Origin of the sequence: Chishuiella sp., assembly GCF_032109125.1 — a bacterium.
Lineage (GTDB): Bacteria > Bacteroidota > Bacteroidia > Flavobacteriales > Weeksellaceae > Empedobacter.
This window is the reverse complement of the sequence record NZ_DAMCLZ010000002.1, coordinates 235,017-257,179: the sequence shown is the minus strand read 5'-3', so window position 1 is coordinate 257,179 and position 22,163 is coordinate 235,017. Positions and strand designations below refer to the sequence as shown.

General features: G+C 27.2%; 24 protein-coding genes. 17 read left to right on the top strand and 7 right to left on the bottom strand.

Annotated features, from left to right (window positions below; translation table 11 throughout):
• Nucleotides 1-25: 25 nt before the first annotated feature.
• The 6 genes from RT575_RS04105 (at nt 26) to RT575_RS04080 (ending at nt 6,635) form a co-directional block, all read left to right on the top strand.
• On the top strand, nt 26-535 hold the full coding sequence (locus tag RT575_RS04105; protein ID WP_313579009.1) for a hypothetical protein: 510 nt from the start codon (nt 26-28) through the stop codon (nt 533-535).
• A 56-nt stretch (nt 536-591) separates the two neighbouring features.
• Complete coding sequence (locus RT575_RS04100; RefSeq protein WP_313579007.1) at nt 592-1,161, top strand: hypothetical protein; 570 nt, start codon at nt 592-594, stop codon at nt 1,159-1,161.
• A gap of 60 nt (nt 1,162-1,221) precedes the next feature.
• The gene (locus RT575_RS04095; protein WP_313579006.1) at nt 1,222-1,674 is read left to right on the top strand and encodes a DUF6678 family protein; all 453 of its coding nucleotides are present in this window, start codon (nt 1,222-1,224) and stop codon (nt 1,672-1,674) included.
• Between the two features lie 97 nt (nt 1,675-1,771).
• Nucleotides 1,772-2,248, top strand: a complete 477-nt coding sequence (locus tag RT575_RS04090) for a CbrC family protein (protein WP_313579168.1) — start codon at nt 1,772-1,774, stop codon at nt 2,246-2,248.
• Nucleotides 2,249-2,343: 95 nt separating this feature from the next.
• Nucleotides 2,344-5,718, top strand: coding sequence for a T9SS type B sorting domain-containing protein (locus tag RT575_RS04085; protein WP_313579005.1), 3,375 nt, complete (start codon nt 2,344-2,346; stop codon nt 5,716-5,718).
• Between the two features lie 47 nt (nt 5,719-5,765).
• Entirely contained in the window at nt 5,766-6,635 is an 870-nt protein-coding gene (locus RT575_RS04080; protein WP_313579003.1) for a tetratricopeptide repeat protein, read from the top strand.
• Nucleotides 6,636-6,672: 37 nt separating this feature from the next.
• On the opposite strand, the gene RT575_RS04075 is transcribed toward RT575_RS04080, so the two are convergent.
• Nucleotides 6,673-7,542 carry a DMT family transporter gene (locus RT575_RS04075; protein WP_313579001.1) on the bottom strand — a complete coding sequence of 290 codons (870 nt, stop codon included), beginning with the start codon at nt 7,540-7,542 and terminating at the stop codon, nt 6,673-6,675.
• A gap of 232 nt (nt 7,543-7,774) precedes the next feature.
• Here RT575_RS04075 and RT575_RS04070 point away from each other — a divergent pair, with 232 nt between their 5' ends.
• From RT575_RS04070 to RT575_RS04025, 10 genes are all read left to right on the top strand, one after another.
• The gene (locus RT575_RS04070) at nt 7,775-8,263 is read left to right on the top strand and encodes a hypothetical protein (protein ID WP_313578999.1); all 489 of its coding nucleotides are present in this window, start codon (nt 7,775-7,777) and stop codon (nt 8,261-8,263) included.
• A gap of 12 nt (nt 8,264-8,275) precedes the next feature.
• Nucleotides 8,276-8,539 carry a hypothetical protein gene (locus RT575_RS04065; protein WP_313578997.1) on the top strand — a complete coding sequence of 88 codons (264 nt, stop codon included), beginning with the start codon at nt 8,276-8,278 and terminating at the stop codon, nt 8,537-8,539.
• On the top strand, nt 8,532-8,684 hold the full coding sequence (locus RT575_RS04060) for a hypothetical protein (RefSeq protein ID WP_313578996.1): 153 nt from the start codon (nt 8,532-8,534) through the stop codon (nt 8,682-8,684). The genes RT575_RS04065 and RT575_RS04060 overlap by 8 nt, the downstream gene beginning before the upstream one ends.
• 325 nt (nt 8,685-9,009) lie before the next feature.
• The gene (locus RT575_RS04055) at nt 9,010-9,606 is read left to right on the top strand and encodes a hypothetical protein (RefSeq protein ID WP_313578995.1); all 597 of its coding nucleotides are present in this window, start codon (nt 9,010-9,012) and stop codon (nt 9,604-9,606) included.
• Nucleotides 9,607-9,610: 4 nt separating this feature from the next.
• A complete protein-coding gene (locus RT575_RS04050) occupies nt 9,611-10,363 on the top strand; it encodes a DUF2310 family Zn-ribbon-containing protein (RefSeq protein WP_313578993.1) in 753 nt (250 codons plus the stop codon).
• Nucleotides 10,364-10,406: 43 nt separating this feature from the next.
• Nucleotides 10,407-11,366 carry a D-2-hydroxyacid dehydrogenase family protein gene (locus tag RT575_RS04045; RefSeq protein ID WP_313578991.1) on the top strand — a complete coding sequence of 320 codons (960 nt, stop codon included), beginning with the start codon at nt 10,407-10,409 and terminating at the stop codon, nt 11,364-11,366.
• 30 nt (nt 11,367-11,396) lie between these two features.
• Complete coding sequence (locus tag RT575_RS04040) at nt 11,397-11,957, top strand: alpha/beta fold hydrolase (protein ID WP_313578989.1); 561 nt, start codon at nt 11,397-11,399, stop codon at nt 11,955-11,957.
• A complete protein-coding gene (locus tag RT575_RS04035; RefSeq protein WP_313578987.1) occupies nt 11,957-12,193 on the top strand; it encodes a class I SAM-dependent methyltransferase in 237 nt (78 codons plus the stop codon). The genes RT575_RS04040 and RT575_RS04035 overlap by 1 nt, the downstream gene beginning before the upstream one ends.
• A complete protein-coding gene (locus RT575_RS04030; protein ID WP_313578985.1) occupies nt 12,145-12,666 on the top strand; it encodes a class I SAM-dependent methyltransferase in 522 nt (173 codons plus the stop codon). The genes RT575_RS04035 and RT575_RS04030 overlap by 49 nt, the downstream gene beginning before the upstream one ends.
• Before the next feature lie 136 nt (nt 12,667-12,802).
• Nucleotides 12,803-13,339: a hypothetical protein gene (locus tag RT575_RS04025; protein ID WP_313578984.1), complete on the top strand. Its 537-nt coding sequence runs from the start codon at nt 12,803-12,805 to the stop codon at nt 13,337-13,339.
• A gap of 153 nt (nt 13,340-13,492) precedes the next feature.
• On the opposite strand, the gene RT575_RS04020 is transcribed toward RT575_RS04025, so the two are convergent.
• The 5 genes from RT575_RS04020 to mutS form a co-directional block, all read right to left on the bottom strand.
• On the bottom strand, nt 13,493-14,254 hold the full coding sequence (locus RT575_RS04020; RefSeq protein ID WP_313578982.1) for a C40 family peptidase: 762 nt from the start codon (nt 14,252-14,254) through the stop codon (nt 13,493-13,495).
• A 2-nt stretch (nt 14,255-14,256) separates the two neighbouring features.
• The gene (locus RT575_RS04015; protein WP_313578980.1) at nt 14,257-14,904 is read right to left on the bottom strand and encodes a class I SAM-dependent methyltransferase; all 648 of its coding nucleotides are present in this window, start codon (nt 14,902-14,904) and stop codon (nt 14,257-14,259) included.
• Nucleotides 14,905-15,007: 103 nt separating this feature from the next.
• The gene (acs, locus tag RT575_RS04010; RefSeq protein WP_313579166.1) at nt 15,008-16,945 is read right to left on the bottom strand and encodes an acetate--CoA ligase; all 1,938 of its coding nucleotides are present in this window, start codon (nt 16,943-16,945) and stop codon (nt 15,008-15,010) included.
• 64 nt (nt 16,946-17,009) lie between these two features.
• Nucleotides 17,010-17,813 (bottom strand): M48 family metallopeptidase, encoded by an 804-nt coding sequence (locus tag RT575_RS04005; protein WP_313385411.1) that lies wholly within the window; start codon nt 17,811-17,813, stop codon nt 17,010-17,012.
• A 14-nt stretch (nt 17,814-17,827) separates the two neighbouring features.
• Entirely contained in the window at nt 17,828-20,419 is a 2,592-nt protein-coding gene (gene mutS, locus RT575_RS04000; protein ID WP_409515944.1) for a DNA mismatch repair protein MutS, read from the bottom strand.
• A 44-nt stretch (nt 20,420-20,463) separates the two neighbouring features.
• Between mutS and RT575_RS03995 the strand changes: the two genes are divergently transcribed.
• On the top strand, nt 20,464-20,994 hold the full coding sequence (locus tag RT575_RS03995) for an RNA methyltransferase (protein ID WP_313578978.1): 531 nt from the start codon (nt 20,464-20,466) through the stop codon (nt 20,992-20,994).
• A gap of 153 nt (nt 20,995-21,147) precedes the next feature.
• Here RT575_RS03995 and RT575_RS03990 read toward each other — a convergent pair whose 3' ends face one another.
• A complete protein-coding gene (locus RT575_RS03990) occupies nt 21,148-22,140 on the bottom strand; it encodes an SMP-30/gluconolactonase/LRE family protein (RefSeq protein ID WP_313578976.1) in 993 nt (330 codons plus the stop codon).
• Nucleotides 22,141-22,163: the final 23 nt, after the last annotated feature.

The window sequence follows — 22,163 nt, the reverse complement described above, 5'->3', positions numbered from 1 at the left end:
AAAATAATTAATAAAACTACAAAAAATGAAAAAAATATTATTATTCAGTTTATTGTTTATCTCACTTCAGGCTTATGCTGATCAATGGTATGTTCTAAACTATCAACAAGCTGTTGAAGCTAAAAATTTATTAGATCAACAATCTCAAGTAATTTCATATTGTGGATGTTGTGATAACTCTCCTAAAGAACAAATTGATATTCAAAAAGTAAAAATTGAGAAATGGGAAAGTAGCAATAAAAATGAAGATTTATATTACATAAAAATAGATGGTTTTAATTCTACAGCTAATAAACCTTTCTCTGAAGGTGTTGATTTAGCCTATTTACATCTTATAAAAACTGATGGATTAGCTTATAATGTTGCAAATGAATTATCTTTAGAAGTTGATCCTTGTACTGATCCATTTTCTTTTAAAATTAAAAACAATAAGAAAATAAAGAATCGTAAAAAAGATAAATCTAATAAAAATTTTTCTTTGAATAATTTATTCCACTTTGATATTAATTCCAATAAATTAATATTATTTAGTTAATAAAATCATCGTTTTCTATTCGAAAATGCAATTCTGTTAATAAAAAAGATAATATCATGAAAAAAATATTAATAATTATCGTTCTATTTCTAAATCAATTAAGTTTTGGACAATATTTTTCATTAACACAAAATGGATTTATTTCAAAAGAAAATAAAGATTATGTTGTGATTGATTTTCCTGGAGAGAAACAAATAGATATTTATAAAAAAGTATTAAATGCTGTAAATACAATTTACACAGATCCAAAAGAAGTTCTTAGTGTTGTTGATGGGCAAAGTATTACAATAAAAGGATATGAAGAAAAAAAGTTAGACGTAAAAGAAAAACTAAATTATTTACAAATTGGTAAATCTACTATCAAATATGACATTTCATATTCTCTTTCTATCCTTTTTAAAGATGACAAAATACGTATAAATAGTCCTTCTTTTGAATGTAGAAAATGGTACGATAATGTTGGTTGGATATACCTGCGATTAATGAAAGATAATGATACTAAACGTGGTATTTATAATAAAAGTGGTAAACTGGTCGCTGAAGGAGCTGATAAAGGTTTAAATGACTACTTCAATTCACTAATAAATCAAATAGTTGATAAATCAAAAAATATCAATGAATGGTAAAATTATTGATACTAAAAAAATCATCATATTTAATTAAGATGATTTTTTTTATTTTTTAAAATGACAATAAGAGAAAAATACAAATACTTAATTGAAAACAATCCTAAATATTTAATCTATAAGAAAAAAATAGATCAAATAATTTTAGAAAAAGGATTGTCTTCTATTATGAATGATACTAAATGGTTAGAATTACAACGTGAGTTTACTAAACTATCTTTTCCTCCTCCTTATGTAGAAAAATTAGTTACAGAAGATGAAAACGAAGAAAATATAAAAATTGAAGATTACCCTAGATGGTTTGGTGATTGGTCTCCCTTTTATGAAGAAGGTATGTCTATATTTTATTCTATTGAATATATAAAAGTTAGAGCTTGTTATTCTGAATATAGAGGACAATTAATTAATCCTAAATTAATTGATGAAACTGATAAACTTAGAGAAATTCTCAAAAAATTAAACATCTTTTTTGAAGAAGAAAATAAAACATTTATAATCTATGGCTATAGATAATGTATTTTAATTTATAAAAAATCAAACAATGGAATTACCAAAATTTAAATACAGTCCTAATGCATATAAAATTGATATTTTTAAATCTGTATAAGGAATATGTTCTGTATGTGATGAGAAAAGAAATTTAAAATATGAAAGTTCTTTTTATAGTATTGATGATCCTGAATATATATGTCCTTGGTGTATAGGAGATGGGAGTGCATCTAAAAAGTATGATGGAGAATTTAATGATTATTGTGGAATAGAAGGTATTTCTCCAGATCCAAGCGAAGAAAAAAATAATACTATTTCAAAAGAAGACTTATTAGAAGTTACAACTAAAACACCGAGTTATAATTCTTGGCAACAAGAAGTTTGGTTAACTCATTGTAATGAACCATGTGCATTTATTGGTTATGCAGATTCTAAAATGATCGAGCCATACATTGATGAGGTTATTGATGATATAGAAGAAAGTGGTTATGATCTTGAATTAATAAAAAATCATTTATCAAAAGATAGTCATTTGGTTGGTTATTTATTTCAATGTGTTCAATGCAATCAACATCGATTACATATAGATTGCGATTAATTAAAATATTCATTTTTAAACACTTAAAAATAAATTAAATAAATTTTGGATAAATATTTGATTAGTAAAAAAATACCTACCCAATCAAATATTAAATGAAAAAACGTCTACTTACTCTCCTATTCTTTTTATATTTATTTCCTATATCTGCACAATTAGATACAAAACATTGGTTTGCACCAATGGTTGATGCTGTTGGAAACTATAGAAATGTTCAGCAAATTTATCTTTCAACCAATCAAACAACTGCATTTGAAGTAACAATTTATAACAATAACAATGTAATTGGGAAAGTAAAAATAAGTAAAGGGAATCCTAGCGTATTTGATATTCCTAGAGAATTTATTATAACTACAAATTCTAAAAAAAACATAAGCGATAAATTATTTAAACCTACAAAACTGGGATTATATGTAGAAGGAAAATATGCTTTTTTTGCTAACCTTCGTTTTTCGACGTATAATCATGCTGAATTTATAACTTCAAAAGGAAAAGCTGGAATTGGTACTACATTTTATACCGTTATGGCTCCTATTTCTACCATCAATACTTTATTAAATTTTACAACAAGTATATTGGCTACAGAAGATAATACAACGGTAAACATTACAAATTTTAATCCTGAATTAGATTTTTCTGACGGAATTTCTCGAAAAGAATTTCAATTCAAACTCAATAAAGGTGAATCTTATATTATTGAAGGAAAAGGAAATCCTAAAAATAAAAATGGACATTTTATTGGAGCTAAAATTACTTCAAATCATCCTATTTCTGTTACAAACGGAAATTTTAATGGGCAATATGCTGGTGATTACAGAACAACTTCTGATATTTTAATGGATCAAAATGTACCTATTGAGCATTTAGGAAAAGAATTTATCCTCGTAAAAGGAAATGGTGATATTGGTAAAAAAGTTGAAGGAGCTATTATTGTTGCTACTAAAAACAATACATCTATTTTTCTTAATCATCGTTCAAATTCAATTATCAATTTAAATGAAGGAGAATATTATATTGTTCCTGATAATAATTATATCAATCAAGGAAATGAGCATTATAATATGTACATAAAAACAAACGAAAATGTATATGTTTATCAATTGCTTGCTGGTAGTTCCACAAGTCCAATTGCAAGTGGAGGAATGAATTTTGTTCCTCCGATCAGTTGTTTTTTACCAAAATCAATTGATGAAATTGGACTAATCAACCAAAATAAAATTTATCATCAAAATAGTCCATTAGGAACAGATGATATACCGACTAAATTAAATATCATCACAGAAAAAAATGCCAATTTAACTGTAAATAGTCAACTTCCAAATCACATTGATGGTCCTTATCCTGTCACAGGAAACGAAAATTGGGTAACTTATGGAATTCCAAATCAAAGAGGAAATGTAACCATTCTATCTGATAAATCTGTTATGGCTGGAATAACTGCGGGAATTGATGCTGCCGGATACGGTGGATTTTTTGCAGGTTTGCCTACTAAACCTACAATTGTAAAAGAAGGTTGTTACCCAAATACAACATTAATAGTCACTCCAACTATTTTCGAAAGTTACCAATGGTTTTTGAATGGATTTCCTATAAATGGAGCTATACAAAATACTTATGTACCTAAAGAAGAAGGTGATTATAGTGTCGAAGTTAAAATTTCGACATGCAATTCTATTTCTTCAGAAATTATTCATATCGAAGAATGTTTAACTAAAACTGAGTTAGAGATAAAAGAATGCTCAAACAATGAAATTATTATAGCTCCAGCATTTTCTAAAAAAGAATTTAAAGTTGATATATCAAGCATAAAAATAATTACTGAACCAAAATATGGTACAATTAAAATTGATACTAAAACAGGAAAAATAATATATTTTAGAATTTCAGATTCAAAGGAAAAAGATCAATTTCAATATCTATTTTGTGATGAAAATCAATCGACTTGTGAATTTGTTACAGCTACAATAAATATAGAAGATATAAAAGCCGAAAACACCACAATATATAGTTGTAATAATAATAATAATAATAATAATAATATTGGAATATTTGATTTAACGAAAGCAAGAGTAACAGAAGAAGAATATAATTCAAAACAATATTATGAAACTAAAGAAGATGCAGAGAGAGGAATCAACGAAATAAAAAATAGTAGTAAATATGAATCTAAAAAAGATAAAATTATTTATGTTTTAATTAAAAATGAGCGTAATTGTAAACAGATTGCAGAAATTAAGTTGGATTTTTATCCCGAACCACAATTGGATTTATCTCAATTAACTACAATTTTTTGTGGAACCGAAACTACTGTGAATCTAGATGACATCACAAAACAAATTTTACTTAATCACGAATTATTTGTTGTAAAATATTACAATGATAAACAGGATGCAAAATTAGGAAATGAGAATACACTACCTCATCACTACACAGTAATAAAAAATAAAAGTATTTATATCAGAATTGAAAATTTAAACCTTGATTGTAATCCTTTAATAGAAGAACTTAATTTTAAATTCAGTAAAGAATTACATCTGTTTATAGATGAATATTCTACTAATTTTTGCAATAATAATTTTGAAGATTTCCAAATCATCAATCTAAATGATTATCTTTCTAATTATACAGATGACTCATCATTAGAAGTTAACTATTTTTTTAACAGAGAAGATGCATTAAATAACAAAAATAAAATTTTAAATCAACAGAAAATTAATGATACACAATCATTTTACATCCGATTTTATCATTCAAAATATTGTCCATCAATAGCTAAATTAACACTTAATAAAACAAATCCTGAAAAATCTGAATTATTAAAAGATATACAAATTTGTCCTTCATCTAAAGTAAAATTAGATGCAGGTAATCATTATCGCAACTATTTATGGAATACAAATGAAACAACTTCGAGTATAGAAGTTGGTGCTGGTGATTATTGGGTTGAGTTAACATCAGAAAATGGTTGTTTTTATAAACATTCTATTCATGTTTCTGAATTTGAAATACCAGTTATAAAATCAATTATTCAACAAGATGATAAAATTATTATTGAAGTTACAGGAGGAACTCCTCCCTATTCTTTCTCTTTGGATAAAATTAATTGGCAAACTTCAAATATATTCAATGATTTAAAGAATGGAAATTATACTGTTTATATTCGTTCATTAGAAAACTGTATCCCAATAAAGAAAGAATTTACAATCTATAAATTATCTAATTTTATTTCTCCGAACGGCGATGGAATAAATGACACGTGGAAAGTAAAACTCCTAGGACTTAAAAATAATACTATTCAAATTTATGATCGATTTGGAAAAATTATAATCGATAAAAAATTTGATAATGAATTCATTTGGAATGGTAAACTAAATGGTTTCACATTACCTTCAGACAGTTATTGGTATTCAATAGAATTAGAAAATCATACAAAAATTAATGGATATATATTATTGAAAAATAAAATATAAATCCATTATATTTATATTGAATCTATAATTAATGTAAAAATTAAATTATGAAAAATATTTATTTCACAACATTATTATTCTTACTATCAAATTATATTCTAGCGCAAAATAATCCTGAACTACAAAAAATGTATGACGACGATCAAAGTGCAAGAATGGTCAAAAATATTGATTGGACTATACTTTCTAAAAAAGATAAAGAAAGAGAAAAAAGAGTTTTTGAGATGATTGACGCAGGAGAAATAAAAACAGGTAAAGATTATTATAATTCTGCAATGATTTTTCAGCATGGAAATGACACTATTGCTTCAAAGATGGCTGTAGAACATATGAAAAAAGCTATAAATTTAGATTCTACAATAAACAAATGGTTATTAGCAGCTGCAATAGATAGAGATTTAATGAGAAGAGATAAACCTCAAATATATGGCACACAATATGTAAAAAATGATAAGACAGAAGGAAAATGGAAGTTATATACTATAGATCCTTCTAAAATTACAGATGAAGAAAGAAAATATTATAATGTTGAAACTTTAGAAGAGCAAATCGAAAATGAAAGAAAAATGAACCTTCTTTCTCTGGATGAATTAATAAAAAATAAACCTTTTAAACAAATCATTCCAATTATAAAATCTGAACATACAAAAGGGATAAATTCTTTATATAATGTAAGTGAAGATGAAATTAATAATTTTGGTTATCAACTAATAAGTGAAAATAAAAATAATGAGGCTTTAGAAATTTTTAAACTTAATACTCAATTATATTCTCAAGCTTGGAATACCTATGATAGCTATGGTGAATTATTATTAAAACTTAATCATAAAAAAGAAGCTCATAAAAATTATAAAAAATCATTACAATTAAATCCAAAAAATGATAATGCAATCAGAGTTTTAAAAGATATTGAATAATAAAAGAGCGTTCAAGATTAACTGAACGCTCTAAAATTTATTTAATTTTAAATATTCTAAACATTTGTAAGATTAATGATAGTATAATAAGAGATAAGCCTATAAAAAAACTTAAATTAAGCTCTTTATATTCATTAAAAAATAGTACCGCGATTATAATAGAATAAATAGGTTCTAAATTAAAACTTAAATTAACTGTAAATGCAGATATTTTTTTCATTGCAATATTCAATATCCAATATAATAATACAGTACAAATTCCAGATAAAATTAACAAATAAATTAAATCCTTAATAGTTGGAATAAAGGTTCCTATTGAATAAAATTTCAATAGAATAGGCAATAAAATTACTATTCCTATAGTACCTCCTAACATTTCTACTTTTGTTAACTCTTTTGTCTCATACTTTTTTACTAATCCCTCATTCAATATAGTATAAATTGCTACAAATAATGAAGATATTACTCCTAAAATAATTCCTAATCTATATTTTGTATCAAAACTAAATATGAGGGCAATTCCAACTAATGTTAAGCAGCTTAACAAAATTTCTATTATAGAATGTTTTTTATTATTTATAAATGGCTCTATAATAGCAGTAAAAAATCCCGCTAAACAAAAACATACAACACCAACCGAAATATTCGAATATTTTATACTTCCATAGAAGAAAATCCAATGTAGACCTAATAAAAAACCTACATTAGCTATTTTTAGATATTCCAAGATTGTGTATTTTTTTTCTGTTTTATCAATAAAAACACTAATGATTATAAATAGTATTCCAGCCAATAACATTCTATAAAAAGTTATTAGAACTTCATTTAGGGATATTAATTTTCCAAATATCCCTGTAATACTAGCTAAGAATACAGAAATATGTAATAATAAAAATGATTTTTTCATTTAAAAATATGATATATTAAGTTAATAAAAGCATTGTCCATATTCAGAAGAAAGAATACAGATAAATTAATTTTTAAGTAAACATAATTTTTCCCTTAAGGAACAATATGTTGATTAAATGCTCTTAAAACAGTCATATTTTAATAAGATTATTGTTCTACAAAACTAAGTTAAAAATATGATACATACTGAATTCAAAATTATTATTTTTATAATTTAGTACGTTTATATTATGAAACAAGAAGAATTATTCAACTATATTACTTCTAGAGATTGTAACAAAGTGTGGCAATCTGCATGTGAAATCATAAAATACAGTCATAACAAAGAGTTTATAAAATACTTCATTCCTCATCTTTCTACCATAATAGAAAAAACAAATAAATTAGAAATGGGTGGTTTTTTTGCGCCAAACCAACGATTTGTCGACTTTGCAATTAAAATAATAGAATTTCATAAAAATAAAGAAAATTGTTCATGTTTTTTATATATAGAAAAATTTCATTTATCAAATTCTCTTTTAAAAAAAGAAATAAAATATGATGGATTTAATCCTAAAAAAGAAGTCGAAAAAGAAAATATTATTTTCATAACAACGTGTTATATTAATAAAAAATGGGTTGATTATTATTTAGTAGAATGTTGTAAATGCAAAAAGAGATTTAAAGTTGAAGAACGAGAAGGACATTATATGTTCTGGAATTGGAACGAATTGGAATAAAACTAAATAAAAATGAATAATAAAAAAGAAATAAACAATTTTGATGTTACAAATAGACAATCATTTATAAAATTTATTGAATTATTAAGACAAGATTTTTTAGACAACCCTAATGAATGGGAAAATAAAACTATTGATAATTTTCTAGATGCTATATCCTCTTATTCAGAAGATATACAAGGTTATTATGACAATATGAAATTAAATATAAATGCTGACGATGCAAATTGGAGCACATTTGCCGATATTCTAAAAGGAGCAAAAATATATGAATAACAATTATCCTAATCAATGGGAATTTTCGAATACAGACAAAGAAATGTTCTCTCCTAACCAAGAATATAAAATTGAATTTTATAATCTTAATGAAATTGCAATGGGTGCTCCTATTGGAGGAGAATGTCATTTATTAATTCATTAAAAAAAAGTAAAACTAGATAATTGGGCAGCTGGACCTATAATTTGGAATAAAACAAATGATAAAGTTGCATTCCCTATTTGGACAAAAAATAGAAATCAAAAAATAGTAATAGTAAATATTAAGAATTTTCCAATTACAATTTATAAAAAAGAGTTTCGTGTTCTACATTTTTACTCATTCGAAAACAATACTATATATGCAATAGACAGTCCTATTAACATATCTAAAAAAATAGTTTTTGATACAAATTTTGAAGATATTGAAAAAATAAAACACTTAAATTTATAAAAATTTATATTTATTTATTAAAAATATTTAACATAAGGTGATTAAAAATAGTCCGTCTAAAAAGTACTTAACTACAAAAAATATCTTTATTATTTCTATTATAGTTACTATTTTAACAATTTTAGGAATTTGGTTATTAGGAATTGGTAAACAAAGAACATTATTTGAAAATTCATTACTTTCTACTTCATTACTTTCAATATCCTTTTTTTTATTCTTAAGTATCAATCTCTACAATGGTACAAAATTAAAAGATAATCTAGGTAAAATAACAGATAAAATAAACAAGAATAACATACCTGATATTTCTGGAATAGATCTATCATCCAATCATATACCTGATGTAGGAGAAGGTATTGGTGGACTTATTTTAGGACTTATTTTATGGTTTATTATTTCTGTAGTATTAATTTTTTTAATAACTTTTTTAGGAGCTGTATTATGGATAATGATTTTAATATTTACAGCTATGTTATACTGGATTTTCTTTCGAGCTCTAAGATTAGTTTTTAAAAATTCTACTAAAACTCATAATAATTTAATATTGAGTGTTTTTTATGCATTTGTATATACAATTCTATATAATTTTTGGATATATGGAATTATATTAACTTCACATTACTTTTTAAACTAACATTATGTATATCCATGAAATATCTATTGAAGTAAAATCTATAATAAATGTAAATGAAATTATTGATGAATTTGGTTTACTTATGTCTTTTTATCGAGGAAATGGACAAACACAGGGCAATATTGAATCACAATATATAGAGAATAATAAAATTTACTGTTTACCATATACTCTTGAAAAAAAATCTTTAGATATCATCTACAATAATGTTTATATAAATAATCAAATTGAAAAAATTCAAAATTTATGTAATTCTTCATTAAAATTTAAAATTGCTGGTAAATCTTATAAAAATTATAGCACTCCTTGTACATGTAAAAAAAGAGATTTTTATATTCTATATACAGATTATTTGACCATAGAATCTCCTTTAAGATGTGGAAATTGTTATAAATCAATTCCATTATACCACATTCCTATTTACGAAGATTATGGTTATATTCCAATTTTAAGTTGGGAAACAAATTATAAATCTTGTGATAATTTACAGATGAATTGTGAAGTTGGAGAACGTTGGTCTATAAATCAAATGCAGAAAATAGACTCTCAGTTATCAAAACAAGGGTTAGGAATTTGTAAAAAGATTGAGAAAATAACATCTATTCCTACATATTATTATCTATATAATTATAACAAAACATCTAGTGATTGCCCGAGTTGTAATAAAAAATGGTCATTAGAAAAAAAATCAAATAATTTTTATGATTATAAATGTGATCATTGCAAAATAGTTTCAACAATATCTATTAATAAATAATTCTATTAAAACTAAATTTACTCTATCCTAAAAAATAATACACATGAAAATTACGATATTAGATGATTACCAACATGTAATCAATCAACTAAAATGCTTCAAAACGTTAGAAAATTTAGATGTAACCATTTTACATACTACAGAAAAAAATCCTGAAATACTTGCTTCATTAATAAAGGATACAGAAATACTTACACGAGAAAGAACAATTATTAATGATGAATTATTAAATTTATTACCTCATCTAAAATTAATTAGTCAAACTGGTAAAATATCAAATCATCTCGATTTAAAAGCCTGTACAAAGTATAATGTCGCTGTAGCAGAAGGAATAGGTTCACCTGTTGCTCCAGCAGAACTTACTTGGGCTTTAATAATGAACGCAACTCGAAAAATTCCACAAGCAATAGAAGGAATGAAAAAAGGAAAATGGCAAATAAATATAGGAGATTCAATTTATGGAAAAACAATTGGTATTTGGAGCTATGGAAAAATAGGAAAAAAAATTGCTCAATATGCTAAAGTTTTTGGAGCAGATGTATTAGTTTGGGGTAGCGAAAATTCAAGAAATGCTGCAGTAGAAGATGGTTTTTACAAAGCTGAAACTAAAGATTATTTTTTCAAGAATGCTGATATTATAACACTTCATATCCGACTTAATGAAACTACTATTGGAATAGTAAAAGAAAATGACTTAATGAATATGAGAGAAAACGCAGTGTTTATAAATACTTCTAGAGCTGAACTTTTAGAAAAAAATGCTTTAATAAACACTTTAAAAACTGGAAAAAATATTTCTGTTGGTGTTGATGTCTACGAAAATGAACCTATTTATGATACCAACTACGATTTATTAAAAATGGATAATGTAATCTGTACTCCCCATATTGGTTATGTCGAAAAAGATGGATATGAATTATATTTTGAAAAAGCGTTTGAAAACGTCATTAATTACATCAATAATACTCCCACAAATATTGCAAATCCTGAAGTTTTAAAATAAGATAGAATACTATTATAATTTTCACACAATATGAGTACAATTAATATATACATCATACATGGATATACAGCAAACTCTAATGCAAATTGGTTTCCTGATATAAAAGAAAATCTTGAATCAGAAAATATTAAAGTTCATATTTTTGATATGCCTAATTCTCAAGCACCAATTTTTGAAGAATGGATAGAATTTCTTAAAAAGAAAATAGATACTATTCATTCAAATTCAATTTTTATTGGTCATAGTTTAGGATGTGTTACTTTATTAAACTTCCTAGAAGAAAAAAATTATGAAAATGTAAATTCATTATTTCTTGTCTCTGGATTTGTAGAAAAAACTCCTATTCAGAAACTATCTGGCTTCATGGAGAAAACTATAGATTATTCAAAAGTAAATAATAATGTAAAAAATAGGTTCGTAATATCTGCTATCGACGATGATATTATTCCATATAGCTGTTCAGAATACTTGGCAGAAAAAATTGATGCTAAATTTATTTTACTTAAAGAAGGAAAACATTTTATTGATAGAGATGGTTTTTATAAATTCCCTTTATTAATTGATTTAATTAATAAAACGATAGAAAAATAATGAAAAATATTTATGAACCAGAATTCGTAAAAAACTTATTCGATAAAATGTCTAGTTCTTACGAAAATATGAACTATATAACTTCTTTTGGTTTTTCTATTTGTTGGAGAAAACAATTTTTAAGCAAACTAGGACGATCTAATAAAAAATTAAACATAATTGATTTATTATCTGGATTAGGTGAAAATTGGAAATATTTAAAAGAAAATTCCCTAATTCCAATTTCTATGCATTAGATTTTTCAACTGAAATGGTTAATCAATCAAAATTAAAAGCAGATAAAATATTCGATAAAAAACTAAATTTATTATGTGAAAATATACTTCAAAATCAATTAGAATCTAATCATTTCGATATAATTTCATGTGCCTATGGTCTAAAAACCTTTAATAACGAACAATTAGAAATTCTAGCAAAAGAAATAAATAGAATACTTAAACCAAACGGAAAATTCAGTTTTGTAGAAGTTTCTAAACCAAAAAATAAATTACTTTTTATTTGTTATCAATTCTATCTTAGTAAAATAATTCCTATATTAGGTAAACTATTTCTTGGAAATCCTAATGACTATAAGATGTTATGGATTTACACCAAAAATTTTGAAACCTGTGACAAAATCATCGAAATATTTAGAAAAAATAATTTAAATGTAAAATTAGATACTTATTTCTTTGGTTGTGCAACAGGAATTAGTGGTTATAAATTATAAAATATAAAACAATCACATATACATCTTATTTAATAAATACAAAACTAACACTAAAACAAATATGAAATTAAAATATATACTTTTTACTCTTACCATAATCATGTCAAATGTTGTATTCTCACAAAACACAATTAAAATGACTAATAATTACGGCAGTACAAACAATGACATTCAAGATTTAATTGATTTTGAAAACATTTACATTGAACAATTAAACTTTGAAGGAATAAACCTTAAAAATAAGTTTTATCAAATAAGTATTGAAGAATATATAGATGGAAATCTTAAAAATTCATCTATTCTATTTGATGGAAATGAAGCTGATATATTTAAAATTAACTCTAATGAAGAATCATTGAAATTCTTTTTTAAATTAAATGAAAATAAATTAAAAATTTTTATTAGAGGCAAAAAATTTGGAAGTAAAAAATCTTATTTTAATTTAACTAATAATTCTGATACATATGCACTTAAAGATTTTTTTGGAAATAAAAAACAATTAGATTTAGAAATTGGTAAAAAAAATGCTGTTTTAGCTATAATAACTCCAACGATTCATGAGGATGGAACTGGTTCATATTGTGAAGTTGCTCAATCTACTATTCAACCTGAAAAACTTGGTAAAGAATTCAAAATTCCTCAATATTTCATTATTTCAATTACTTTTAAATAAAATTAGCTACTAATTAAAAATGCTTCTTGCAAAAAGGATTGAAGTGGAAATCCTTTACTAATTCGATGCAAGTGGAAATGCTATTACCAATCAAAAAAGATTGGGAACAAGAAAGCCTGCCCCGAAGGGTTTGCCCAAATAAAAAATATTGTATTAAATTAATTTACGAATGCATCTTAATTTATGAGAGTATTTTTGAGAATCGGTATTAAATATTCCATTTGAGTCAATAGGATCTATGCGAACTTTACCATGTGCGTGTAAAATTTTACCATTTCCACACATAATTCCAACGTGAATTATTCTACCTTCGGCATTGTCAAAAAAAGCTAAATCTCCTGGTTCTGCTTCTTCTACAAAACTAAGTACTTCTCCCATTTCTGCTTGTTGGTAAGCATCTCTGGGTATTGTATAACCTCCTATTTTATATACTTGTTGTGTAAGGCCTGAACAATCGATACCAAATGAAGATTTACCTCCCCATAAATAAGGTACGTTAAGATAAGCTTTGGCTATTTCTACCAATTGATCTTTTGATTTTTTACCTGATGTATATACACCAAAATACTCAAAGCATTTTGGTCCTATTTTTATTTTACTTTCGTATAATGAACGTACTTCTGCTCCAATTGTTAATGTCATTGGTAAATTATTTTCCAATGCATGATTGTATGGATTGATTGCAAATTTTTCTGCAATATTACGATTATATTCTTCTTCTGAAACCTCAACAATTTGTTTAGGATCTACCCAACCTTCGTAATTATCGAAAGCAAGCTGAACTTTTGTCCATTTTTCTAATTCTTCGGTAATCATTAATTTTTCTCCGAATAGAATCTGACTTACCATTTCCGAAGAATCTCTTGCTTCGGAACGCAAAGGGGCTACACTAACTTGACAAATTGCGTATTTCATGCTCATTTTTTTCGGATTAAAGTAATTCCATCTCTAATAGGAAGAATGATAGATTCTACTCGATTATCTTGGGTTATCATTTCATTAAAATCTTTCAGTATTTGTGTTGAAGGATCTTTTTTATCTTCTTCCTCTAACATTACTTTTCCATACCACAAAACATTATCTACAAGCATAGCTCCACCAGGTCTTAAAAGTTGCAATACTTTTTCGAAATAATAGGGATAGCTTTCTTTATCAGCATCTATAAATGCTAAATCGATTGTGTTATCTTGAATTGTTTCTAGTTCTATTTTAGCATCATTAACTCTAAAATCTATTTTTGATGAAAATTCTGATTCATCAAAATATTTACGACATAAATATTCTAATTCATCATTTTTATCAATCGTAATTATTTTTCCATCTTCTGAAAGACCTTCAGCTAAACACAATGTAGCATATCCTGTAAAAGTTCCTAATTCTAAAATAGTTTTTGGTGCTAGAATCTTAGACAAAATACTTAATAATCTTCCTTGATATTCTCCGGAAATCATGTGAGGTTGTGTTGTAGACTGAAATGTTTCAACACGTAAACGCCCCAATATCTCTGGTTCTTGTTCTGTGTGATGATCTAAATACGATTCTAAAACTGGTGAAATTTTTATCATATCTTTAAAAAAGTATACAAAAATAAAAAATTCGTACTGAATAATGGCTATTTAAACCAAAATTCAGTACGAATTATCTTTTTATTGTATTAAAAAAGTTGTTTTATACTTTTTCTTTCATAATAGTTTCTACAATTTCTGGATCTAATAATGTTGATGTATCTCCAAAATCAGTTTCATTACTTGCTATTTTTCTTAGGATACGACGCATAATTTTTCCACTTCTTGTCTTAGGTAAACCTGTAACAAATTGTATTTTTTCAGGTTTAGCAATTGCTCCAATCAATTTTGAAACTGTATTCTTAATCTCTTTTTCTAATTCAGGAGATTTAGTAAATCCATCTTGTAAAATAACATATGCATACAGTGCATTTCCTTTAATATCGTGTGGATAACCAACAACCGCACTTTCTGCAACAGCTTCGTGTTCATTAATTGCATTTTCTATTGGTGCTGTTCCCAAATTATGACCAGAAACAATAACAACATCATCTACACGCCCTGTAATTCTGAAGTTATCCATGGCATCTCTATACCCTCCATCTCCAGTAAAATAATAACCTGGGAATGTAGAGAAATATGTTTCAATGAATCTCTTGTGATCTCCGTAGATTGTTCGTGCCATAGATGGCCAAGGAAACTTAACAGCTAAACGCCCCTCAGATCTTTCATTGATTGCTTCTACTTCTTTTCCATTTTCATCCATTAATACCGCCTGAACTCCTGGTAAAGGTAATGTTGCAAAGGTTGGACGAAGTGGTGTTATTCCTGCCAAAGGAGAAATAAGAATAGATCCTGTTTCTGTTTGCCACCATGTATCTACAATAGGACAAGTTCCTTTTCCTACATAATCATTTAACCAGTGCCATGCTTCCTCGTTGATTGGTTCACCAACCGATCCTAGAACTTTTAAACTAGATAAATCGTATTTTTCTACATAGTCTAATGACTCACGAGCAAGAGAACGAATAGCAGTTGGGGCTGTATAAAAATGTGTAACACGTAATTTTTCTACAATTTCCCAAAATCTTCCAAAATCTGGGTAACTAGGAATACCTTCAAACATTACTGTTGTTACACCACAAGCCAATGGTCCATAAACAATATAACTATGTCCTGTAATCCAACCAATATCTGCTGTACACCAATAGATATCATGAGATTTCATTTGAAAAATATTGGTAAAAGAATAGGCTGTTTGTACCATATATCCACCACAAGTATGTACCATTCCTTTGGGTTTACCTGTAGATCCAGAAGTATAAAGAATAAATAAAGGATCCTCTGCATCCATTTCTTCTGCTGGGCAATTATCATCGACTTTATACATTTCATCAATCCAAAATTTATCTCGCCCTCCAACCATAGAAGTTGGTTCTATTGCTCTTCTATAAACGATACATGTTTGTACAGAAGAACAATCTTTAAGAGCTTCATCACAAATTGCTTTAAGATTAATGGATTTTGTACCACGAAAAACTTCATTAGCAGTAACTAATAGTTTACATTGTGCATCGTTGATACGTGAAGCTAAAGCTGAAGATGAAAAACCTGCAAATACAATTGAATGTACTGCTCCTATCCTAGCACAAGCTAGCATAGCAACTGTTAATTCTGGAATCATCGGCATATATAAACATACACGATCACCTTTTTCTATTCCATTTCTTTTTAAAACATTAGCAAATCGACAAACTTTTGAATGTAATTGACGATATGTAATAATACGCGTTTCTTCTAACGGATTATTAGGTTCCCATATAATTGCTCTTTTATTTCCTTTTTTTTCTAAGTGTCTATCAAGTAAATTTTCTGTAATATTTAATTTAGCACCCTGAAACCATTTAAAATCAGCGTTTTCAAAATTATACTCTAATGTTTTATCCCATTTTTTCTTCCAAATGAAATTATCAGCGATTTCATTCCAAAATTCTTCAGGTTCATTTACACTTCTTTTATAATCTTTTCTATATTCTGAAAACGAATTTATTCTAAAGTTACTACTCATTTCTTTTTTATTTTGTGATTTTGAATATACAATATAAAAAAAGCGAATTAATTTATCAAATTAACTCGCTACTATTTAAATGATTTTATTAAATATTTTATTTTCCTTTATATGGACTTGCATTATAATAAGCAAGAGCTGTTGGTAAAGCTTCGCGTATTCTTGCTATACGAGTTGCATCTGAAGGGTGAGTACTCATAAAATCTGATGCACTAGAATTTCCGCTTTTAGCTGCCATTCTCTCCCAAAAAGGAATTGCTGCAGATGGATCATATCCTGCCATAGCCATTAAATATAATCCCGTTTTGTCAGCATCTAATTCCATTTTACGAGAATAACTTAATAACCCCATTTGTGCACCTGCTGGATACAATTGATTAAAAATAGAAGCATAATTTGCATTAGCTATTGAACTACCTATGATTTGACCTCCATATTGTGCTACCATTTGCTGAGATGCTTGTTCAGCACTATGACCTGCTAATGCATGACCAATTTCGTGACCTAAAACAACTGCTAAACCTGTTGCATCTTTTGTTACAGGTAAAATTCCTGAATAAACAGCAACTTTTCCTCCTGGCATACACCAAGCATTAACTTCATTAGACTGTAATAATGTAAATTGCCATTTATAACCATCTAATTGAGATAATATTCCTTTTTCTTTATAATATTCTTTTGCTGCATATTCCAAACGTGTACCAACAGTTTGTATCATTTTTGCATCAGCAGTTCCTGTAATTATTTTTCCTTCTTTCAGCACTTTATCATACTGTGAAAAAGCTGTTGGCATTAATTCAGTATTTGATACTAATGATAATGATTTTCTTCCTGTAACTGGATTAGTAGCACATGAAGCTAGTGTTAATACACCTGCTAATGTTAATAATATTTTTTTCATTTTTTAGTCTAGTTTTATTTACCAAGTTTTTTCTTAATTTCATTCAATTTCATTAATGCTTCTACAGGAGTTAAAGTATTAATATCTGTATTCATTATTTCTTCTCGAATCGATTCTAAGATAGGATCATCTAACTGAAAAAAGCTCAATTGCATATTGTCTTGCGTTATTTTTTCCGTCTTATTTGCTATTCCATCTTCTTTTTTAGATTCTTCTAAAACTTTTAATACATCATTCGCACGATTAACAACCTTTACAGGCATACCAGCCATCTTAGCAACATGTATACCAAAACTATGCTCACTTCCTCCAGTAACTAATTTTCTTAAAAATAGAATGGTATCTTTTGTTTCTTTGATACTTACATTAAAATTTTTAATTCGTTCCATTGATTTCGACATTTCATTTAATTCATGATAATGTGTTGCAAACAATGTTTTAGGTTTCTGATTACTTTGATGTAAAAATTCAGCAATTGCCCAAGCAATTGAAATTCCATCATAAGTCGATGTACCACGACCAATTTCATCTAATAAAATCAAACTTCGTTCCGAAATATTATTCAAAATACTAGCCGTTTCATTCATCTCAACCATGAATGTAGATTCACCAGATGATATATTATCAGAAGCTCCTACGCGAGTAAAAACTTTATCTATAATTCCTAATTCAGCTTTCTTTGCTGGTACAAAACTTCCCATTTGTGCCATTAAAGTTATTAAAGCAGTTTGTCTTAATAATGCAGATTTACCAGACATATTAGGCCCAGTAATCATAATAATTTGTTGATCTTTTTGATTCAATTCAACATTATTAGAAACATATTGTTCTCCAATTGGTAATTGTTGTTCTATTACGGCATGTCGACCATCAGTAATATGAATATCAAAACCATCGTTTAAAATTGGTTTCGTGTAAGAATTTTTCTCAGCTATTTCTCCAAAAGTTGATAACACATCAATAAATGCTATTGCTTTTGCAGTTTGTTGAATTGTTAATAATTTAGTAATTATTTGCTGCAATAAATCAATAAATAACTGATTTTCTATCGCAAGAATTTTTTCTTCTGCACCTAGAATTTGCGTTTCATATTCTTTTAACTCTTCAGTAATATATCGTTCTGCATTTACTAATGTTTGTTTACGAATCCATTCTGTCGGAACTTTGTCTTTGTGTGTATTTCTTACTTCTATGTAATAACCAAAAACATTATTAAAAGCGATTTTCAAGGAAGATATCCCAGTTCGTTCTGTTTCTCTTTGGCACATTTGTTCCAAATAATCTTTTCCAGAAAACTGTATAGTTCTTAATTTATCCAATTCTTCAGAAACACCTTCACGAATAACATTTCCTTTTACTATTTGATGTGGTGGTTCGTCCGAAAGTGTTGCAAAAATTTTATCTGCTAAATGAGAAATAGCTTCTATTTTGGTAAATAAATCTTTTAATTCAGAAAGATTTGATTGTTCTGCTATTGTTTTTATTTCTTCAGAAATTGTCAAACTTTGACCTAATTGCAAAAATTGACGGGGAGTTATTTTTCCTGTAGAAACTTTTCCTGCCAAACGTTCTAAATCTGTTAACTGAGCTAATTTTTCTCTTAATTCAAAACGAACATCAGCATTCTTATAAAAATAATCTACTATTGTTTGTCTACGTTGTATAGATTTCAAATCTTTCAGAACCATTACCATCCAACGGTTCAGCAAACGAGCTCCCATTGGGGTTTTGGTATCATCTAAAATATTCAATAATGTTATTCCCTTTGGATGTGGCGAATAAACTAACTCTAGATTTCGAATTGTGAAAGGATCCATCCAAACAAAACTATCTTGGTTTAACCTTTGTATGGATGTTATATGTTGTATCTCGAAATGATGTGTATCATCTAAATAAGCTAAAATAGCTCCTGCAGAAATTATTCCTTCCTTTAAATCTTCAATTCCAAAACCTTTCAGATTTTTTGTTTTAAATAAATTAGTTAATTTATCTACAGCAAAATCATACTGAAAAGCCCAATCATCTAATAAAAATTTACTCTTAACGTCAGAAAAATTATATTTTACTCTTTTCTGATAAATAACTTCACTTGGTCGAAAAGATTGTATAATCTTAGCAACTTGATCTTCTTGTCCTTCAGAAACTAAAAATTCTCCTGTAGAAACATCTAATAATGCAATTCCAAAAGATTTACTTCCTTCATGAACAGCCATCAAAAAATTATTCGATTTAGAAGATAAAACCTCATCTTGCAATGCAACTCCCGGTGTCACCAATTCTGTTACACCACGTTTCACTATACCTTTTACTGTTTTTGGATCTTCTAACTGATCGCAAATTGCAACACGCAAGCCTGCTTTTACTAATTTTGGTAAATACGTATTTAGTGAATGATGTGGAAAACCTGCTAATTCATTATTTTCTGCTCCCGTTGCACGCTTCGTCAATACAATATCTAAAATGCGAGAACATCGCACTGCATCTTCTCCAAATGTTTCGTAAAAATCTCCTACACGGAACAATAACATCGCATCAGGATATTTCGCCTTGATCTGATTATATTGCTTCATCAATGGAGTTTCCTTATTCTTTACTACTTTTGTCAAATTATTAAACTTTTGAAACAGCTAAGTTAATTAAAAACGAAGTGATGAGAAAACTAAAATTAGACGAATTAGGTCGTGTATCGGCTGATGAATATAAAGCAATTGAAAAACATCCGATTGTAGTTGTTTTAGACAACGTAAGAAGTATGCACAATGTTGGTGCTGTTTTCCGTACTTCTGATGCTTTTTTAATAGACAAAATTTATTTGTGTGGAATTACTGCAACTCCTCCTCACAAAGAAATTCACAAAACTGCTATTGGTGCAGAAAATTCTGTGGATTGGGAATATGTAAAAGATTCTAATGAATTGGTCGCTCAATTAAAAGCTGATGGTTATCAAGTTGTAACAATAGAACAAACAGAAGGTTCTGTTTTATTGAATGAATTTCAAGTAGACAATTCTCAAAAATATGCCATTGTGATGGGAAATGAAGTGGATGGTGTTCAACAATCTATCATCGATCAATGTGATACATGTATAGAAATCCCTCAATCTGGTACGAAACATTCACTAAATGTTTCTGTATGTACAGGAATTATTTTGTGGAAATGGTACGAAGGATTTATGAAATAAAACTTTTTTGGGCGATCGAGCAGGCTTTTCGCTATATCTTTTATAAAAACAGAACTTATGTATACATAAGTTCTGTTTTTATAAAAGGATGTCGCTTCAATCCCTATCGCATAAAATATTGGATTAACAAATAATATGTATGATGATAACTTATCAACTTCCTCCAACCAATACATCCAATCTAAAAAGATGTTTAGATCCTGTAATATATAAAACATCTTTATTCTTGTATTTTCCAAATGTTAGATTTGCTACTTTATCTAGAAAAGAAAGATGACCTATTCTTTTACCTTCAGAAGAAACAATATAAATAGTATTACCTGCTGCTACCCAGACATTACCTTTTTCATCAACAGTTATTCCATCTGGAATTCCATCTTCAAACTGAGCTAAAATTCGACCATTTATAACATCTTTATTTTTATCTATATCATAAACAACTAAATTTCTTGTATTATATGGTTGCGAAGTATGTTCTATTTGTGAATCTGCTACATATAAATGTTTCTCATCTTTACTAAGGGCAATCCCATTTGATGTAACAACTTCTGAAGTATTTAATTTTGTTATTTTTTTTGTTGTAGGATTGTATCTAAAGACATGTTCCCCTCCTTGAACTGGGTTACCTCCATAACCTTCATTTTCTTTTACAATTCCAAAAAGAGGATCGGTAAACCAAATTTCACCATCTTTATCAACAACTAAATCATTTGGACTATTTAATTTCTTATCACCATATAGATCGACTAGAACTGTCCAAGTACCATCTTTTTCTAATCGTTCTATAGCTCTTTTTCCATGTGAAGCTGATATTATTCTACCTTCGCTATCTATTGTATGACCATTATGAAATTGCGAAGGAGACAACCATTCCTTAGCACCATCTTTTTCTGTCCATTTAAAAACCCTATTGCCAACAACATCACTCCAGATTACCTCCTCATTAGGTAGAACAATTGGACCTTCAGCCCAAGTACTTTCATCAGATAAAACTTCTAATTTAGCTTTTTTAGATAATAATTCATATATATTATTATTTGTTGATGTTACTTTTAAATCTATAAATTGATTTGTTTTTTGAGCATATGTTATTGTCGAAAATAACATTATTGCTAATGAAAGAATTTTAATCTTTTTAAATTTCATTTTAAATTATTATTTTTTTTTGT

Excerpts from the sequence above, each read along its gene's own strand:
- RT575_RS04105 (WP_313579009.1), top strand. The coding sequence starts at position 26 with ATGAAAAAAATATTATTATTCAGTTTATTGTTTATCTCACTTCAGGCT.
- RT575_RS04100 (WP_313579007.1), top strand. The coding sequence starts at position 592 with ATGAAAAAAATATTAATAATTATCGTTCTATTTCTAAATCAATTAAGT.
- RT575_RS04095 (WP_313579006.1), top strand. The coding sequence starts at position 1,222 with ATGACAATAAGAGAAAAATACAAATACTTAATTGAAAACAATCCTAAA.
- RT575_RS04085 (WP_313579005.1), top strand. The coding sequence starts at position 2,344 with ATGAAAAAACGTCTACTTACTCTCCTATTCTTTTTATATTTATTTCCT.
- RT575_RS04080 (WP_313579003.1), top strand. The coding sequence starts at position 5,766 with ATGAAAAATATTTATTTCACAACATTATTATTCTTACTATCAAATTAT.
- RT575_RS04075 (WP_313579001.1), bottom strand. The coding sequence starts at position 7,542 with ATGAAAAAATCATTTTTATTATTACATATTTCTGTATTCTTAGCTAGT.
- RT575_RS04070 (WP_313578999.1), top strand. The coding sequence starts at position 7,775 with ATGAAACAAGAAGAATTATTCAACTATATTACTTCTAGAGATTGTAAC.
- RT575_RS04065 (WP_313578997.1), top strand. The coding sequence starts at position 8,276 with ATGAATAATAAAAAAGAAATAAACAATTTTGATGTTACAAATAGACAA.
- RT575_RS04060 (WP_313578996.1), top strand. The coding sequence starts at position 8,532 with ATGAATAACAATTATCCTAATCAATGGGAATTTTCGAATACAGACAAA.
- RT575_RS04050 (WP_313578993.1), top strand. The coding sequence starts at position 9,611 with ATGTATATCCATGAAATATCTATTGAAGTAAAATCTATAATAAATGTA.
- RT575_RS04045 (WP_313578991.1), top strand. The coding sequence starts at position 10,407 with ATGAAAATTACGATATTAGATGATTACCAACATGTAATCAATCAACTA.
- RT575_RS04040 (WP_313578989.1), top strand. The coding sequence starts at position 11,397 with ATGAGTACAATTAATATATACATCATACATGGATATACAGCAAACTCT.
- RT575_RS04035 (WP_313578987.1), top strand. The coding sequence starts at position 11,957 with ATGAAAAATATTTATGAACCAGAATTCGTAAAAAACTTATTCGATAAA.
- RT575_RS04025 (WP_313578984.1), top strand. The coding sequence starts at position 12,803 with ATGACTAATAATTACGGCAGTACAAACAATGACATTCAAGATTTAATT.
- RT575_RS04020 (WP_313578982.1), bottom strand. The coding sequence starts at position 14,254 with ATGAAATACGCAATTTGTCAAGTTAGTGTAGCCCCTTTGCGTTCCGAA.
- RT575_RS04015 (WP_313578980.1), bottom strand. The coding sequence starts at position 14,904 with ATGATAAAAATTTCACCAGTTTTAGAATCGTATTTAGATCATCACACA.
- RT575_RS04005 (WP_313385411.1), bottom strand. The coding sequence starts at position 17,813 with ATGAAAAAAATATTATTAACATTAGCAGGTGTATTAACACTAGCTTCA.
- RT575_RS03995 (WP_313578978.1), top strand. The coding sequence starts at position 20,464 with ATGAGAAAACTAAAATTAGACGAATTAGGTCGTGTATCGGCTGATGAA.
- RT575_RS03990 (WP_313578976.1), bottom strand. The coding sequence starts at position 22,140 with ATGAAATTTAAAAAGATTAAAATTCTTTCATTAGCAATAATGTTATTT.